Origin of the sequence: Cytobacillus sp. Bva_UNVM-123 (assembly GCF_046351715.2) — a bacterium.
Classification (GTDB): Bacteria; Bacillota; Bacilli; order Bacillales; family Cytobacillaceae; genus Cytobacillus.
In genome coordinates this window covers 4,491,333-4,506,233 of sequence record NZ_CM177772.1, presented here as the reverse complement: position 1 = coordinate 4,506,233, position 14,901 = coordinate 4,491,333, and the positions used below count along the sequence as shown (strand labels likewise).

17 protein-coding genes are annotated in these 14,901 nt (G+C 35.0%); 7 read left to right on the top strand and 10 right to left on the bottom strand.

From position 1 onward, the window contains the following. Positions 1-315 precede the first annotated feature (315 nt). The 5 genes from KDN24_RS23180 to KDN24_RS23160 form a co-directional block, all read right to left on the bottom strand. Complete coding sequence (locus KDN24_RS23180; RefSeq protein ID WP_409970634.1) at positions 316-2,160, bottom strand: FtsX-like permease family protein; 1,845 nt, start codon at positions 2,158-2,160, stop codon at positions 316-318. Continuing rightward, positions 2,150-2,911: an ABC transporter ATP-binding protein gene (locus KDN24_RS23175; RefSeq protein ID WP_409970635.1), complete on the bottom strand. Its 762-nt coding sequence runs from the start codon at positions 2,909-2,911 to the stop codon at positions 2,150-2,152. Before KDN24_RS23175 ends, KDN24_RS23180 begins: the two co-directional genes overlap by 11 nt. Before the next feature lie 117 nt (positions 2,912-3,028). Continuing rightward, positions 3,029-4,021 carry a sensor histidine kinase gene (locus KDN24_RS23170; protein ID WP_409970636.1) on the bottom strand — a complete coding sequence of 331 codons (993 nt, stop codon included), beginning with the start codon at positions 4,019-4,021 and terminating at the stop codon, positions 3,029-3,031. After that, a complete protein-coding gene (locus KDN24_RS23165; RefSeq protein ID WP_409970637.1) occupies positions 4,018-4,710 on the bottom strand; it encodes a response regulator in 693 nt (230 codons plus the stop codon). Before KDN24_RS23165 ends, KDN24_RS23170 begins: the two co-directional genes overlap by 4 nt. 125 nt (positions 4,711-4,835) lie before the next feature. Further along, positions 4,836-5,501, bottom strand: coding sequence for a DUF4097 family beta strand repeat-containing protein (locus KDN24_RS23160; RefSeq protein WP_409970638.1), 666 nt, complete (start codon positions 5,499-5,501; stop codon positions 4,836-4,838). Positions 5,502-5,659: 158 nt separating this feature from the next. On the opposite strand from KDN24_RS23160, the gene KDN24_RS23155 reads away from it, so the two are divergent. The 6 genes from KDN24_RS23155 to KDN24_RS23130 all read left to right on the top strand — a co-directional run bounded on the left by KDN24_RS23155 (position 5,660) and on the right by KDN24_RS23130 (position 9,492). Next, positions 5,660-5,809, top strand: a complete 150-nt coding sequence (locus KDN24_RS23155; protein ID WP_409970639.1) for a hypothetical protein — start codon at positions 5,660-5,662, stop codon at positions 5,807-5,809. A gap of 17 nt (positions 5,810-5,826) precedes the next feature. After that, positions 5,827-6,564 (top strand): MerR family transcriptional regulator, encoded by a 738-nt coding sequence (locus tag KDN24_RS23150; RefSeq protein WP_409970640.1) that lies wholly within the window; start codon positions 5,827-5,829, stop codon positions 6,562-6,564. Between the two features lie 25 nt (positions 6,565-6,589). After that, positions 6,590-7,246: a GAP family protein gene (locus KDN24_RS23145; protein WP_409970641.1), complete on the top strand. Its 657-nt coding sequence runs from the start codon at positions 6,590-6,592 to the stop codon at positions 7,244-7,246. Between the two features lie 107 nt (positions 7,247-7,353). Next, entirely contained in the window at positions 7,354-7,644 is a 291-nt protein-coding gene (locus KDN24_RS23140; protein ID WP_409970642.1) for an RNA polymerase alpha subunit C-terminal domain-containing protein, read from the top strand. Positions 7,645-7,933: 289 nt separating this feature from the next. Beyond that, a complete protein-coding gene (locus tag KDN24_RS23135) occupies positions 7,934-8,995 on the top strand; it encodes an alpha/beta hydrolase (protein ID WP_409970643.1) in 1,062 nt (353 codons plus the stop codon). A 356-nt stretch (positions 8,996-9,351) separates the two neighbouring features. Further along, complete coding sequence (locus KDN24_RS23130; protein WP_409970644.1) at positions 9,352-9,492, top strand: hypothetical protein; 141 nt, start codon at positions 9,352-9,354, stop codon at positions 9,490-9,492. A gap of 165 nt (positions 9,493-9,657) precedes the next feature. Here the strand turns inward: KDN24_RS23130 and KDN24_RS23125 are convergent, their stop codons facing one another. Next, complete coding sequence (locus KDN24_RS23125; RefSeq protein ID WP_409970649.1) at positions 9,658-10,053, bottom strand: SET domain-containing protein; 396 nt, start codon at positions 10,051-10,053, stop codon at positions 9,658-9,660. A gap of 396 nt (positions 10,054-10,449) precedes the next feature. Here KDN24_RS23125 and KDN24_RS23120 point away from each other — a divergent pair, with 396 nt between their 5' ends. Continuing rightward, positions 10,450-10,650, top strand: coding sequence for a cold-shock protein (locus KDN24_RS23120; RefSeq protein ID WP_027322326.1), 201 nt, complete (start codon positions 10,450-10,452; stop codon positions 10,648-10,650). A 349-nt stretch (positions 10,651-10,999) separates the two neighbouring features. Here KDN24_RS23120 and KDN24_RS23115 read toward each other — a convergent pair whose 3' ends face one another. From KDN24_RS23115 to KDN24_RS23100, 4 genes are all read right to left on the bottom strand, one after another. Continuing rightward, on the bottom strand, positions 11,000-12,298 hold the full coding sequence (locus KDN24_RS23115) for a DUF4179 domain-containing protein (protein ID WP_409970645.1): 1,299 nt from the start codon (positions 12,296-12,298) through the stop codon (positions 11,000-11,002). After that, a complete protein-coding gene (locus KDN24_RS23110; RefSeq protein WP_409970646.1) occupies positions 12,299-12,808 on the bottom strand; it encodes a sigma-70 family RNA polymerase sigma factor in 510 nt (169 codons plus the stop codon). Positions 12,809-13,157: 349 nt separating this feature from the next. After that, a complete protein-coding gene (locus KDN24_RS23105) occupies positions 13,158-13,964 on the bottom strand; it encodes a DUF169 domain-containing protein (RefSeq protein ID WP_409970647.1) in 807 nt (268 codons plus the stop codon). An 81-nt stretch (positions 13,965-14,045) separates the two neighbouring features. Then, on the bottom strand, positions 14,046-14,771 hold the full coding sequence (locus KDN24_RS23100; protein ID WP_409970650.1) for an ABC transporter permease: 726 nt from the start codon (positions 14,769-14,771) through the stop codon (positions 14,046-14,048). Positions 14,772-14,901 lie beyond the last annotated feature (130 nt).

Here is a 14,901-nt window from a genome sequence, read left to right as displayed (position 1 = left end):
AAGACGATACATTCATTGACTGCAAGTAATCTCAAAACTGATTTTACTGAAAAAGGATTAGCTCATATTTTCATGATTAATGCGGCTCAATTTTATTATGCGAAAAGTACAATTATAAATTTTAGGTGACGTATATTCCTCTCAGTTTAATAACGTATAAAAAACAGAGTGCGACCATTTTCGCACTCTTAAAATACTGTATTACATTTAATTAGAGATGAACAATTTCCAGGTTAATACAGTATTATTCTATTTAAAAGAATTCCGCAGACCATCAGCAACATTTATACTACTTGCTAGTTAAATCGGACATTTTTAATTCACAAGTTTATTTAAATAACCCCTCCGAATGAAGAAAAAGCTTATTATAAACAACAGTAAAAATATACTTAAGCCCATTGCTGTTAGTTGGTAAAATGCCAATGAGATATGGTTATGCATACCGATCAGCGTTGCAAATAAAATAAAAGCTGCAATTGTAAATGGGATAAAAATTAAGGTTGCCAGCTCTTTTGTCACAACAGCTGTTAATTCTTTCATGGAAAAACCAATTTTTCTAATGCCTGAAAATTTTCCTTTTTCTCGTTCAAGCGATGTTTGGAGGTAAAAATATAGAATACTCATTGCTGCGCTCATAAAAATCAGACTAAGCATAAAACCAATGAAGAACATGATGCTTTTTACAAACTTTTCTACATCATATAATTCAATTTTAGAAGCCATTAAGCGTATATCAGGTTCTGTATTCACTTTTGATAAAATCGTTTTAGCCGTATTGACCTTGTTTGTCCAATCATCCAATTCATAAGCAAATACTTTATAATCTGGATACTCAATTGTTTCATATACTTCATCAGGAACGATATAATATACATTTTGTAATCCGGTTGATAAAATATTTCTCTTTTCTATACCCGTAAATTCAAGATTTCCAAATGAGTAATCATGAATGGATTCTATGTTAGGGTGAACACCTTCATGACCAGCTGCAACAAAATACTCATTGTCTTCTAACGTGATAGGCTTATGCAGGCCAAGCTGATTGAAATTCGTAACGGACATAAAAGCAATCCTGCGCTTTTCATCGGTTTTAAAGGAAGAGTAGAATGCTTCATAGTTACCTGCTTTATCTAAAGTCTCTTCAATAAATGTGATATCGTTCTTCGCTTCTAATTCGTTACCTGGTAGTGAAGTATATTGGAAACTGTAAGGATATAACATTTCAGTTTTTCCCTTTACATTATAGTAAGAGCTGTATAGTACGCTTGTACAAACAAAGGCACCTAATAGTAAGATTGTTAATAAATAAATGATATGGGCGTGTGAACGCCCTTTCGCCTTTACGTTAGAAACAAAAAGCATATTGGTTTTTCTAAAATATGATGGCTGCTTTTGCCATAAACGAATGGCTAATAACATTCCTTGTGTGACTGTAAAGTAAATGGCTAATAATAGACTAATAAACAATGCAATGTAAGAGAACATTCCAAAGGATTCCATCCAATTCATTTCCTTTATCATAGAAAAGAGCAGGAATACACTCACGATGATGGATAGGATCAGTTTAAATGGTGCAGATTTAATCAACTTTTCCTGTGTAATATCTGCTTTTAATAATTGAACAATTTCTTCCTTTTTAATCATACGGGTCATAAATTTGGTAACAACTAAGAAAAGAAGAGAAAATAAAACAACCGTTAAGAGGATAGCTTTAATTGGGACATACATGCCAAATATTTCTGCTCGTAATATCTTTTTGGCAACCATTAAAAATAATGGGGCAATAACAAGCCCGCATACAATCGCTGTCATAATCGCTGCACCAGCAATGATCATATTTTCTCTAAAAACCATTTTGCGGATTTGCCTCATGGAAGCACCCATCATCATAAAGGTACCAAGCGTTTTCGTTTTCTTTTTCAAAAAAGCGAACAACGAATAGATAATAAAGACAATAGAAAAAACATAAATAAAGAAGCTGGCTAACAGCATTGTTATTCCTAATGTACTTGTTGTATCCAATTTCGCCAACATTGGATGAAAAGCTGTAGTTGCAAACAGGAAAAAAACTAATATAGAAAATACACTGCTTAAAAAGTAGGAAATGTATGTCGACTTATCTTGTAAAATATTTTGAACAACAATATGATTAAAATTCATGCTGGCCACCACCTAAAAATGTAAGTGTGTCCATAATTTCTTGGTAAAATTGCTGTTTGTTTTTGCCGCGATGGATCTCATTATAGAGAATCCCGTCTTGTATAAAGATGACACGCTCCGCAAAACTAGCAACATAGGCATCATGTGTCACCATTAAAATGGCTGTATTAAAGGTTTTATTTATTGATTCAAATAACGTCATCACACTATTCACAGATTTGGAATCCAAGTTTCCAGTCGGTTCATCTGCTAATAATAATTTTGGATTATGAATAACCGCCCTTGCAATCGCTACACGTTGTTTTTGTCCACCAGAAATTTCAAACGTTCGCTTTTTTAATATTTCCTCAATCCCTAAAAAGCTAACGACTTTCGCTAAACTCTGTTTCATTTTTTTCTCTGTTACAGAATCAAGTGTTAAAGGAAGTAATATATTCTCCTCTACTGTTAATGTATGGACAAGATTAAAATCCTGAAAGACAAAGCCTAACTCTGTACGTCGAAATCTTGCTAATTCATCATCATTTAATTTATACGGATCTTTTGAATTGATGATGATTGAACCATTCGAAGGGCGATCGATGGTGGAAATGCAATTAAGGAAGGTCGTTTTTCCACTGCCAGATGGGCCCATCACAGCCACAAATTCTTTCTCACCTAAATGAAAATCGATGCCTTTTAATGCCTTATATGTGATTTCTCCCGTATATTCTTTTTGTAGCTGCTTTACATTTAAAATTGTATTTGTCATTACGGTTTCACTCCTTGGTGCTCTTTGATACGTTTAGTATAAACAAACCGTTCTCCCCATAAAATCTTTCAACATGACAGCAGTATGACAAATTTGTCATATTCAAAAACGGCTACCTTATTTGGCAGCCGTCATACTTCTGGAAAAATCAATCATAAAGATCGTTTCATGATGAGCAGAGGATAGCTTATATGGATGATGCAGCGTAGAGAGTATTTTCTTGACTAGATATAGTCCGATACCAGTCGCCTCACCTTGGATGCGTCCCTTTGTTCCAGTGTAAAACAATTCAAATACACGGTTAATTTCACTTTCCGGTATCGCTTCGCCTTTGTTCTTGATCGATAACTGACCATTTTCATAACGAATGAGAACGAAGGATTTCTTTTCACCATATTTGACAGCATTACTTACTAGCTGGTAGATAACAACTGTAAGCCATTTACGATCAGAATAAATGAAGATATTTTCATCGATTGTACTTTTAGGGTATACTTCCATTTCAATAAAGTAATCTTTTAAATCGTTAGCCACTTCTTGGACTAGAGTCTTTAAGGATATCGGTTCAATCTTTAGATCGGCTAATAATTGGGATGATCGGCTATACGTTAATAGTTGATTTAAAGAGAAATTCACTTTATCGCATTCTTTTTTTACCTTTTGCCATTCTAAGAGTAAATTTGGTTCCTTTAATCGATTAGTTTGTATGAGTAATTGAATGACAGAAAGCGGTGTTTTCATTTGGTGAACAGTTTGGGAAATCATTAGTTGCTGTTCATGTAAGAAATCATTATGTTCATCCTCTTTTGAAAGAAAAAGGGACTGAATGAACCGCATTTGATTTGCATATGCCTTTTCAATCGGAGCTTGTGGATGGTGAATCAATAAATCATCTGCCCCTAATCCTTTTCCATTCAATTGTGCATACATTTTTTTGCGTCGAAGATATCGAAATAAAAGAAGAATGGCTAATAAAATGATAGCTAAAAAGATAAAGTAGGCATAATGATTGCTCAGGTCATCTAGTCGATGAATAATAATTGGCAAGCAAATCATCGTGATAATATAAAGAATGATAAAGCTTAAATGATCACGTAAAAAAAGCTTCATACGCTTTTCTCCGTTAATTGATAGCCAATCCCTCGGATCGTTGTTATTGCCAATGATGAATGAATAGCTTCTAACCTTTTGCGTAATCGAACAATATTGACTGTTAGTGTATTTTCTTCGACGAATGTTTCATCATCCCAAATGGCTGCTAGCAGCTGCTGCCTCGTCACAACATTCGGGAATGCTTCAAAGAGCACAGAACATAGCTGAAGTTCCTTTATTGTCAATATTGACTCGTGTTCGGGTGTAAATAATCGAACAGTCTCCAAATTTAAAGTTGTATTTCCTATTTTCAACTTTCGAGTTTGCAAATCCTCCGCATATTCCCCATATACTCGACGAATTTGTCCATTTATTTTTGCTAGAATGACATCCATTAAAAAAGGTTTTGTTATGAAGTCATCTGCCCCATTTTCAATCCCATACACTTGATCTAACTCACTCATACGGGCAGAAAGGATCGTTATGGGACAATTTGATATTTGCCTAATTTTTCGAGACCAATAATAGCCATCAAAGGCGGGAAGATTAATATCCATTATAACGAGATGCGGCTGGAATTCTTGGAAAGTGTCAAGGACCCTTTCAAAATCCTCTACAATATGGCAAACATAATTATATTTTTCAAAATGATTCTTTAATGTATTCGCAATATTCATTTCATCTTCAACGAGTAAAAGTTTATACATTGCATCCCCCTATGTATCGGTGACGATTTTACTCGCCTATCTTCTATTATTGATCCACCATTTCAATATTATTATAGGGGAAATTTGAATTGACTATCAATGGGATTAAACTTCCGAAAACCCTTTTAATTCAAATTAATATTTCCCGACTTTGTTGTAATTTGCATCTTATGATCACCATTACCTGAAAAGCCCTGTAATCCCTTTTTTGTCTGTGAATGGCCGAATAGTGTTAAGTCAATTGATTGTCTGCCACTGTTTGTATTGATATCTAATTTTAAATTAGGCTGTTCTTCATCAAAATTTACTGATACCTTACCACTTGTGGTTGTTATTTTTACATCATTATTTAATTCTGTAAAATGAAGTTTAACTTTGCCACTGCTTGAGCGTATTTCAATGTCATTTTGAATTAATTCCTTTCCAGTAACATTGCCAGAAGAGCCATCCAAAATTATTTTACCCTTGAATTGATGAGGTACTTTAACTTCTAAACTTGGATTTTTACGAGAGTTTAGTAAGCGAGTGATATCAGTATCTAATTTAATTAATAACTGTTTTGAAGATTTCTCTAATATTGCACCTGGTCCGTCATCATAAACAGTTAAATATGCTTCTATTTCATTTGTTTCGCTTGGAGAAAAGGCAACATCTGTACTTGCAAAATTTATCTTAATCTCCTCAATATCTTCTATGGATCCTTTATTTACGACTACTTCTTCCTCTCCTGTTGAACAGCCTGCGAGCATAATTAGTACTAAAAATAAACTTATGGTTGTTTGTTTAATCATTTTTCTCCCTCCTTAAACCTGATTATATTAAATGACGTAAAGTCAGTTTCAAATTATAAGCAATGGGAGGCTTAAATTACTTGAAAGTGACCTTGCGTCATCTTTTATACTGTATGAGAGCTTTTACTTTCACACTAATTTAAAAGGAGAATCCTATTATGAAGAAAGACGATATTATTATTTATGCTTGCGTTATTATTGGAGCTGGGGTCGGTTTATTTTTTGATCATGCTTTTCCAGGGGTATTGATTGGCTTAGGAATTGGTTACGTATTAAAAACCATGTTTTTTAATAATACAAATGAATAAGAAGGTAGGGTATTAGTTTGTTTCATATTAACGAATTTAAAAAACTGAGCGGTGTATCAGTTAGAACCTTTAGATATTATGACAAAATTGGACTTCTGAAACCTGTATCAAAAACTGAAGGAGGTCATCGATTATACTCAAACACTGAGTTGAAGAAACTTCAGCAAATACAATTCTTAAAAACTATAGGATTTCAATTAAGTGAGATCAAAACTATGTTAGAGTCCGAAGAATGGGATTGGTCCAATAGTCTAATGAAACAACTATCTTATGTTATAAGTGAAAAGGACCGTCTTTCAAAGATAGAAATTAGTTTAAGGGAACTAATAAACGGTATAGCGATTGATGGAGAAGAATTTAGGATTAAAAAAATCATGGATTTATATAATAAGGATTCTAAAGAAGTATTAAATTATAATCGAGATGAATTAAATGTCAAAGACACCGAAGTACTAGGAAAACTTCCAAATATGGCTAGTAGTGATCCTGATTCTTTAGAGTGGATTGCTTTAGTAGGGCAATTAAAGAAATATATGCACCTTGGTTATAGTAATACTCGAATACAAAATATCATTAAGAGAATGGATGTAAAAAAAGGTGAAGACTTTAATGACGAAGATGTCTTTTTAGATAAACTTTGGGACATTAGAATGTCACCCGAGGAGTCAAAAAAATACAACCTATATCCAATTGATCAAGAAGTCCTTAACTTTATGGAAAAGGCATATATACATTATCTCGATAATAATTCATAGCTAATTGAACCATATGGAGGGAAAGATGGGAACAGATATATTAATTTATTTGGGTGGCTTAGCTCTTGTAGATACATTAAGCCCCACAATTGTTGGTGTTACTTTATTTTTGGTTTTAACAGACAATAAAAATGTAACATCAAGATTATTGGCATATCTATTTACGGTAGTCCTATTGTATTTTTCATTAGGTATCATCATGATGTTAGGCTTAAATTTTATTATGGAAGCATTCACAAATATATTTCAAAATAAAATTTTTAGCTGGGGAATCTTCATAATAGGGGTGATCTTATTTATTGCTAGCTTTTTTATCCCCGCAAATAAAAAAAGTAATATTCCAAAGCCTAAAACTCAAAGCTTATTCTCCATTATAATTATTGGTGTTACGACTTTTATCATTGAGGCAGGCACAGCTTTACCGTATTTTACAGCTATTGGTTTATTAACTACAATAGATATACCTTTTTATCAGTGGATTCTTATTATCGCAGCATACAATATGATTATGGTTCTACCAGCTTTGCTTATATTTTTAGGATATAAATTGTTTGGAAAGTTAATAAGTCCTACCTTAGTTAATCTTCGGAATAAAATATCAAACAGTTCAAGTTCTGCCTTATCTTGGATTATGTGTATAGTTGGGGTGATTTTAATATTTTACACTGTAGATTATCTATAAATATGGTCTTTATTTCAGTAATCACTATATTATTATCTTCCTGTAGTAACTTCAGTTCAATAAGAGGTATGTTATATTGGCTACAGAAATAAGTAGGAGGGGTTAATTTGACAGCAGAAAAAAGTTTAAGGGTTTGTGAAAAAGGACATAAGTATTACAAAAGTAGTGATTGTCCAAGTTGTCCTACTTGTGATAAAGAGAATAAACCTGAAAGTGGTTTCCTATCGAAACTAAGTTCACCTGCCAGAAATGCCTTAATTAACGAAGGGATTGATACTTTGCAAAAACTCTCAAAGTTCACTGAAAAAGAAATTCTAAAAATCCATGGTATTGGACCAGCTTCCTTACCAATTATGAGAACTTCATTAGAAGAAGAAAGTTTATCATTTAAAGAATAATATTGTGTTTTCCCTATCGTTTGGTCGTTTGGTGAAATACAGTAGGGGGCTATAGTTCAATAACGATCTTCAACGTTCGGACGCGATTGTGGAAGATAAAAAGCTTAATTCCTCGATAAAAGAGAGTACGATGTACCCTATTAAGTAGACACCAAAAAAGTCTACCAATAGGGTACTTTTTTGTATAATTAAGAAGCACAACTAGAGATAACATGGAGACGGGAAAATTATGAGTAAATAAATGTAATAATTAAATACAAAAAGAAATGTATATTTGGAGGGACTCCCATTGGAAAAAACATCTAAATGTATTCTTATGGTGCTTTGTGCGGCAATATTGTTTTTACCGACTCTTGCACACGCCGATGCTGAAAATGGAACAAGCATCATCGTAGCGATCGGGCAGGATGTTCCCACAGACGACCATTTGCCGGAGGGATACCGTTTCCCAGAAAAATACCGTGATAACGCCGTCCAATTCCGTACTGAGGATGGGGTTTTGCTGTCCGGTTATGTGTTGGGCGAGGGCAACCAAGGGATCACGCTTGGCCACGCAAATGGTTGGATGGTTTCGAGCTGGCTTCCCTTTGGCGAACGGCTTGTGGATGCGGGATATATGGTGATAATTTGGGAATTCAGAAATATTCTCCCGTCTGGGTCGTCCCCTCAATCGGAAAGCCAGCGCTGGGACTTGGATGTGCTTGCAGCAGCGCAGGTGTTAAGGGAACGAGGCGCCACTGAAATATTGGGCATGGGGGCGTCTGACGGCGGTAACGCCACTGCTGTCGCCGCACCTCATATTCCCGACTTGGTAGGGTTGGCGTTATTATCTTCTCCGAAAAATTCAAGGGGAAACGCATTGGAAGCCGTTGCAAAGATAGACGTTCCTGCTTTTTTCGCTGTATCGAGCGATGACCCCGTCGGAAATTTCTATGACGAAGTAAAGCCCATTTATGACGCCAGCGCTTCGGAGCAAAAGGAGTTTCACCTCTTATCCAGCTACGAACACGGAACGGATTTACTTTCGGATGTGGATCGCTATTCCGCCAAGGTTGGGTCTACAGAGGAACAAAAACAGGAGCGCAGGCAGTTGGCCGACGATTTGATGCGTTTTGTAAATGAAACCTTTGACAAAAAGGCAGGCGAAAGCAAAACTGAAACGCCGACATCAACTCCTAAACCTGACGAAAGCAAAACAGACGTGCCGACATCCACGTCTAAAACCGAAGGAATAATCGACCGTACTGAAAACAGTAACGACAGTACCATGATGTATCCACTGATGATTATCGGATTGGGGGTGCTGTTCTTACTCATTGTTATCGTAGGTAATAAATACAAAAAGAAATAAATAATGGTAGTGCTTTTTTATGTACGGAGTGAAGCTATTACCTTAATCGCCTATTGCGAATAAAATGAGCATAACTTCGGGCCATGTTGGAGGTGTTATCAAAGTACATAAGGGGAGAGGAGTATGGTAAAAATGGAGAAAAAGAACCATAAGGATGCGAAAAAATACCGATACGACAAGAAAATACTCTATTAAAACTTTACTGCGTATAATCAAAGTTGTACATTCAAAGTCGTGCTGTTATTGAATATTAGAGCAGTGAAACTAACTAAGGTGGGATTCGCATCCATGGCAACGATGAGGTCAGGGGGGGTGTCCCTTTTTTCTATTTGGAGCCTTTCGAAAGGGGCGAACCCTTGGAGATCGTTATTATAAATCATTTTACAATTGTACCTTTAAAGGAATGGTTTTTTACATTATTCAATATGATTGTCGTTGCACTTCAAGAAGAAACAGTTTATAAAAATATTCCGCGATTAGAAATAAAAATAAACTGAACTTTATATTAGTTATAGTAATATCTCAGATTCTATTCAGTATTAGCCACCTTCCAAGAATGTTAATTCTTTTTTACCTCTCCCCGTAAAAATTTTGAGTTGATGATAATGGTGAATTTATCCTTCTTTTAAATGATAAAAATGGTTTGATTTCCTGCTAACTTTTTAATCATTACTTGAAACTTGGTCTTTATCGAACCATAGCGGTTCCTTATCATCAACATCACCATTATAGTTGATAAAGATCTCTTCTCCTGCTTTTATATCTGAGTAGGCATAGAAGTCAAACGTATGGTTCTGAAAGTTAATCACATAAGTAGCATTAGGCTCATACGAATGATTAAAAAGCATACCGTACCCGAGCAAGATAGCAGTATGCTTTTTTCCATACTCGAACACATAATCTGCAAGCAAAGTTTTTTCAATAAAAACATGTTCCTTATTAGGATATGGAAGGACTGGAGCCTCATGGATCAGCTCACCTTTCACTATATCAACAGTTGCAAATACTCCTCGATTAAATTCTCCATCACTTAACGGAGATGTCTTAATTTCTAATATGTTAATCACCTGCAATTCCTTTTAGGTTCATTATCTTTATTATCTTAACAGTATTTTATATCAAAGTTAATAAAAAGGAAATTCGAAATTGTTGCGAGAATCTCAACGCTTTGGACTGGAAATTGTAATTGTTTCCAATGAGGAACACAACACAAACTTTCACAAAAAATGTGGTCTTGTACCTGTTAGGGAGGAGTATGGCAATCAATAACGATAGGGTGTTTTTGTTAAAGAATGAGGGTTCCTTGCAAACAATTTCAAAAAATGCTATTCTAAAAATGAATTATTTTTGTTCGGTGTAAAGGATAGTATTAGTAAGAACTTTTCGTCTTGATGATCACTGAGAGCAAGGATAGTAATACATTGTGTGTGCTAACACACTAGGAGGCAACAAACATGGAAAAAGGTAAAGTAAAATGGTTTAATGGCGAAAAAGGCTTCGGATTCATCGAACGTGAAGGCGGAGAAGACGTATTCGTTCATTTCTCAGCTATCCAAGGCGAAGGGTACAAAACATTAGAAGAAGGTCAAGAAGTAACTTTTGATGTTGAGCAAGGTCAACGTGGAGCACAAGCAGCTAACGTTCGTAAGGCTTAATTATAATACCAAACATGGACAGACTCTTTTTTAGAGTCTGTTTTTCCTTTTCTTAAAAAACAAAAAAGGGGCTGTCCGAAAACAAAGAGCCTGGCACCTCCAACACTTTATATAGATAAAAAGCAGTTAAAACTACTCTATATATTGTGTTGTGAGGAGAGAGCCAGGCACTTATCGGACAGCCCCAACATGAAAAACAGTAAATCAAATGGTTAACATATTGTAACATATAATTTATAGGATTCCTAATTTCCATCACCTAAACTGAAAGTATCTGCTAAATAAATAAACTGCTTAATCGTTTTAAAAAATAAACTCTAAATTCTCCTCTACCTTCTGTAATAGCGAACTACTCTAAGGGAATATTCACAGTCGCAGATCCCCTTAAAAACTGTTCGTAGCTATTGAAATAAATCCGAATCGGATTTATTTTAGTGCTTGTATCAAATGTATAGGTTGATTCTTCCAACTCCTTTCCATTAGTATGACTAAAACCATTAGTATCAACTTTCTCGCCTTGTGCATCGATTGCTTGGAAAAACATTTGATAGAAATGATTTTCTTCTTTCGACTTATAGGCAGCACGAATAGTATTACTGTTTTCAATATGAATAGTTACATTTACATTGTCAGGAACATAGAGAACCTTCTTCTTTAGAAAATCAACTTCAATATAATCCTTACCTTTCGGCAATGCTTGAACATCATTGATTTCCAATGTCAAGCTTTTGGGTTCTCTGAAATAGTTGCTTTGAAAGAAGAGTGATGCCTCTGCGTCCCGCATACCCCCAAAACCAGAAAATCCATTTGTAATTGTCCCCCATACTTCGCCCTTCTCATCCAATAAACGCATGCTTTTAATTTGCAAAATTTGCATGGTATTTTCAGGATTGATAGAGATATCAAGCTTGGCACGAAGCGGAGAAATTCTTAGTGACTTTACCTTGAATTTTTGCCCATCAATTTCTACAGTTTGATCTAATTTGTAATATTTGCTTTTTGCGATTTTCTTTTGCAAAGAAAAAGGGATGTTGAATGTTGTCTCATGCTTATCTTTAAAGGAAATGGATAATTCGAAATTCGGATTTGTGTAATCAATATTTTTATTAGAGGTAACCTCTATGATATCTTCTATATAGTTTGTTGGCTCCTTGCCATACCAACTATATGTTAATCCAGCCTGCAGTACTTTATTATTTTGGCTAATCTCAACGCCTTTTGTGTCGAGTTCATGAATCTCGTAGGGAGCTTCAAGCTTATAGTTAATAATCATTCCCGATTCATCTGCAATAATACCAAGCAATGTAAGGGTTAAATCATTCTTTGTTTCCGTTATATTAAGCTCTTCATAATAATCATTTTTTAATATATCCTCAATTCCTTTATCATAGGCAATCATTTCAACGAGTGGAGCAAAGCCTGGTATTTTCGCAACAGCTTGTGCAAAAGCAGGGGATACGCGAATTGTTGTAACAAAGATTAAGATAAGAGCAGCTGTAACAGCAAACGTTCCTGTCCATCTCTTGCGGCTACGTCTTTCACTTCGTATTCTCTTTAAACCGTTTGTCCTTGCAAAGGAGAGTGCTTCTTTTGGAACTGGAATTGAATCAAGTTCATTCTTTAAAGTGGAATATTCTTTTTCATTCATTTAGAATTCCCTCCTGTCGCTAAAATAATGGCGTAACTTCCGAAGAGCTGTGTGCAGTCTAGATTTAACTGTCCCTTCAGGAATTTTTTGCACGCTTGCAATCTCATTATTTTTCTTATCTAAAAAATATTTCAAATAAATTAATTGCTGTTGTTCATACGGTAATTGCGAAATCGCTTCAGCAATCTCTAGCTTAGGAGTATCATAGTACTGTCCTTCGACCTCCAATGATTCTCGCAGCTCAATTCGACTTTTTCTCCTATGCATATCGTGACATACATTAAGCAATATTCGAACGAGCCAAGTTCCGACATAACGCGGCTCTTTTAGCGTATGGATTTTTTTAAAGCTTCGGTAAGTTGTTTCTTGAATGGCTTCAATTGCATCATGCTCATTTTTCAAATAAGCGAACGCTGTCCGATACATTACATCTTCATATGATTCCAGCACTTGTAAAAGAGCTTGCTCATCCCTTTTTATTGCTTTTTCAACAATATCTAACCCAACCACAGCGTTGCCTCCTTCCCCCCTGCTACCTATTAGACTTTACAGCATGGGAAATCGTTCATCTTCTTTTTCATAATTATTAATGTTACTAAAATTATATAGATGTAGATATCATAAAATAACGGGACCCGACCATATGGTGGGACCCGTTGATTTAATATCTTACTCTTTTTAAAACTTATTTAGTAAATTGATAACTAAACCATAAGAAAAAAACAATGACAAGATAACACTCATTACAATAAAAAAGAATTTGTAGTTGAAGATAAAGATGAAAGATTAATAGCATTTGGTATTAATGTTAAGTTTATGAAGAATGGTGGTAAACTCTTAAGTATTTTATTGCAAAAATCTATAGGTCAATTTCAATTTTTCCACCAGTATAAGCTCCATCATCATAATTTTCATTAAATTTGATACCACTAGCATCTAACCCACGCTCTTTTAATCTTTTTTCAATGCTTTTCTTATTTTTGTTTCTTTCAAATGGATTAGTTGTTTCCTTAACACCTTCCACAATTTCATCCCATTTTTCAAAAGGAATACCAACTCCTATTTCACCCGCTTGCCAATTCGCAACTAAGAGAGTTCCCGGACAAAATAAAGAGATATTAATATCTTTGGTATTATACGGATAAGTTGTTAAGTCTTGACAAACTGCTTGTATTCCAACTGTTCTTAAGTTAGACGTGTAACCATTGAAATAGCCGTGTCCTTGTATGATTCTCATAACATTATAGGAACTGCTCACTATAACTACAACATCTGGATCTTCTTTATAATTTTCGAGAGGCATAACGACTACGCCAGCAGGCTCTTCCTTTAAGAATAACAATTCGTCACTAATACTTTTTGATGTTTCCACATCATGATACATATTTTTGCAAAACCTTGCTTGTCCACTTGCCATTGCCCCAGGTACTGCTTCCATTTTTAAAGCTCTCGCTCCATTGGGACATGCTTGATTTTCTTTCGTAAGTTTCATAGAGTCCCCTTTACTTGCAAGCTGTACAGAGTTGCAATAGGTTACTTTACGATCTTTTTGAGGAACTTCGAAATTTTTGAATTCATTTTTGTCAAAGAAAAATTTAATTCCTACTGGTTTTCGGCCTAAATCTAAATAGGATTCGATTAAATCCACACTTTGTTTAATATGCATCTTTTTTCCCTCCGTATCAATTAATTATGCCCCTATATAAGAAAGGCTCAATCCCAATGATCAAGCCTTTCTAATACAGCACTATGCTCTACCCCATATCCGATTAATCCAGGTTTCAAAGAGGCCAACTGCTTTGTCTAGTATTAAACCAGTTGCACCAATGAATAGGATCCCCTCCATTACTAAGTCCAGTCTTAATGAATTTCGGGCATCAACAATCAAGTATCCGAGCCCTGATTGAGTACCAACCATTTCACCGGCTACGAGGAAAATCCATGCTGTACCTACAGCGATATGAAGCCCATTTGCAATATATGGGAATGCGGCTGGAAAAATAATCTTTCGTAAGAGCTCAAACCCTTTTAGTTCTAAATTTTGAGCTAATTTTAGATAGGTCTTATCCACCTTCCCAACGGCTGAAACTGTAGATAATAAAACTGGGAAAAATGCTGCAATAAAGATAATCACAATCGCTGGCATATCGCCAATCCCAAACCAAAGAACGATAAAAGGTGACCAAGCTGTAGGAGAAACAGGTCGTAGTAGCTGTACAATTGGGTCAATGACTCCCCACAGTATACTAATCCGCCCCAAAATCAGCCCTAGAATAATTGCTATGACCACAGCTGAAAGGTACCCAGCTAAAAACCGGTACATACTTACTTGAAAATGTTCAAAGAGAGTTCCATTTTTAATGAGAGAGATGATAGCATCTAGTACCTGTGATGGTGTTGGGAAGAGGGCAGTATTATACCCTCCAACTAGGCTGATTGTTTGCCATATCGCTATTAAAATGATAAACCCGATTGTAACGTTATTAAATAGACTAAACTAATAAGAGGATATTATGTTCAATATATGAGCATATATCCTCTTATTTTATACATACTTGATTTATTAACTAATTATTGAAAATATAGTCTAATATGTATATAAT

Excerpts from the sequence above, each read along its gene's own strand:
- KDN24_RS23180 (WP_409970634.1), bottom strand. The coding sequence starts at position 2,160 with ATGAATTTTAATCATATTGTTGTTCAAAATATTTTACAAGATAAGTCG.
- KDN24_RS23175 (WP_409970635.1), bottom strand. The coding sequence starts at position 2,911 with ATGACAAATACAATTTTAAATGTAAAGCAGCTACAAAAAGAATATACG.
- KDN24_RS23170 (WP_409970636.1), bottom strand. The coding sequence starts at position 4,021 with ATGAAGCTTTTTTTACGTGATCATTTAAGCTTTATCATTCTTTATATT.
- KDN24_RS23165 (WP_409970637.1), bottom strand. The coding sequence starts at position 4,710 with ATGTATAAACTTTTACTCGTTGAAGATGAAATGAATATTGCGAATACA.
- KDN24_RS23160 (WP_409970638.1), bottom strand. The coding sequence starts at position 5,501 with ATGATTAAACAAACAACCATAAGTTTATTTTTAGTACTAATTATGCTC.
- KDN24_RS23155 (WP_409970639.1), top strand. The coding sequence starts at position 5,660 with ATGAAGAAAGACGATATTATTATTTATGCTTGCGTTATTATTGGAGCT.
- KDN24_RS23145 (WP_409970641.1), top strand. The coding sequence starts at position 6,590 with ATGGGAACAGATATATTAATTTATTTGGGTGGCTTAGCTCTTGTAGAT.
- KDN24_RS23120 (WP_027322326.1), top strand. The coding sequence starts at position 10,450 with ATGGAAAAAGGTAAAGTAAAATGGTTTAATGGCGAAAAAGGCTTCGGA.
- KDN24_RS23115 (WP_409970645.1), bottom strand. The coding sequence starts at position 12,298 with ATGAATGAAAAAGAATATTCCACTTTAAAGAATGAACTTGATTCAATT.
- KDN24_RS23105 (WP_409970647.1), bottom strand. The coding sequence starts at position 13,964 with ATGCATATTAAACAAAGTGTGGATTTAATCGAATCCTATTTAGATTTA.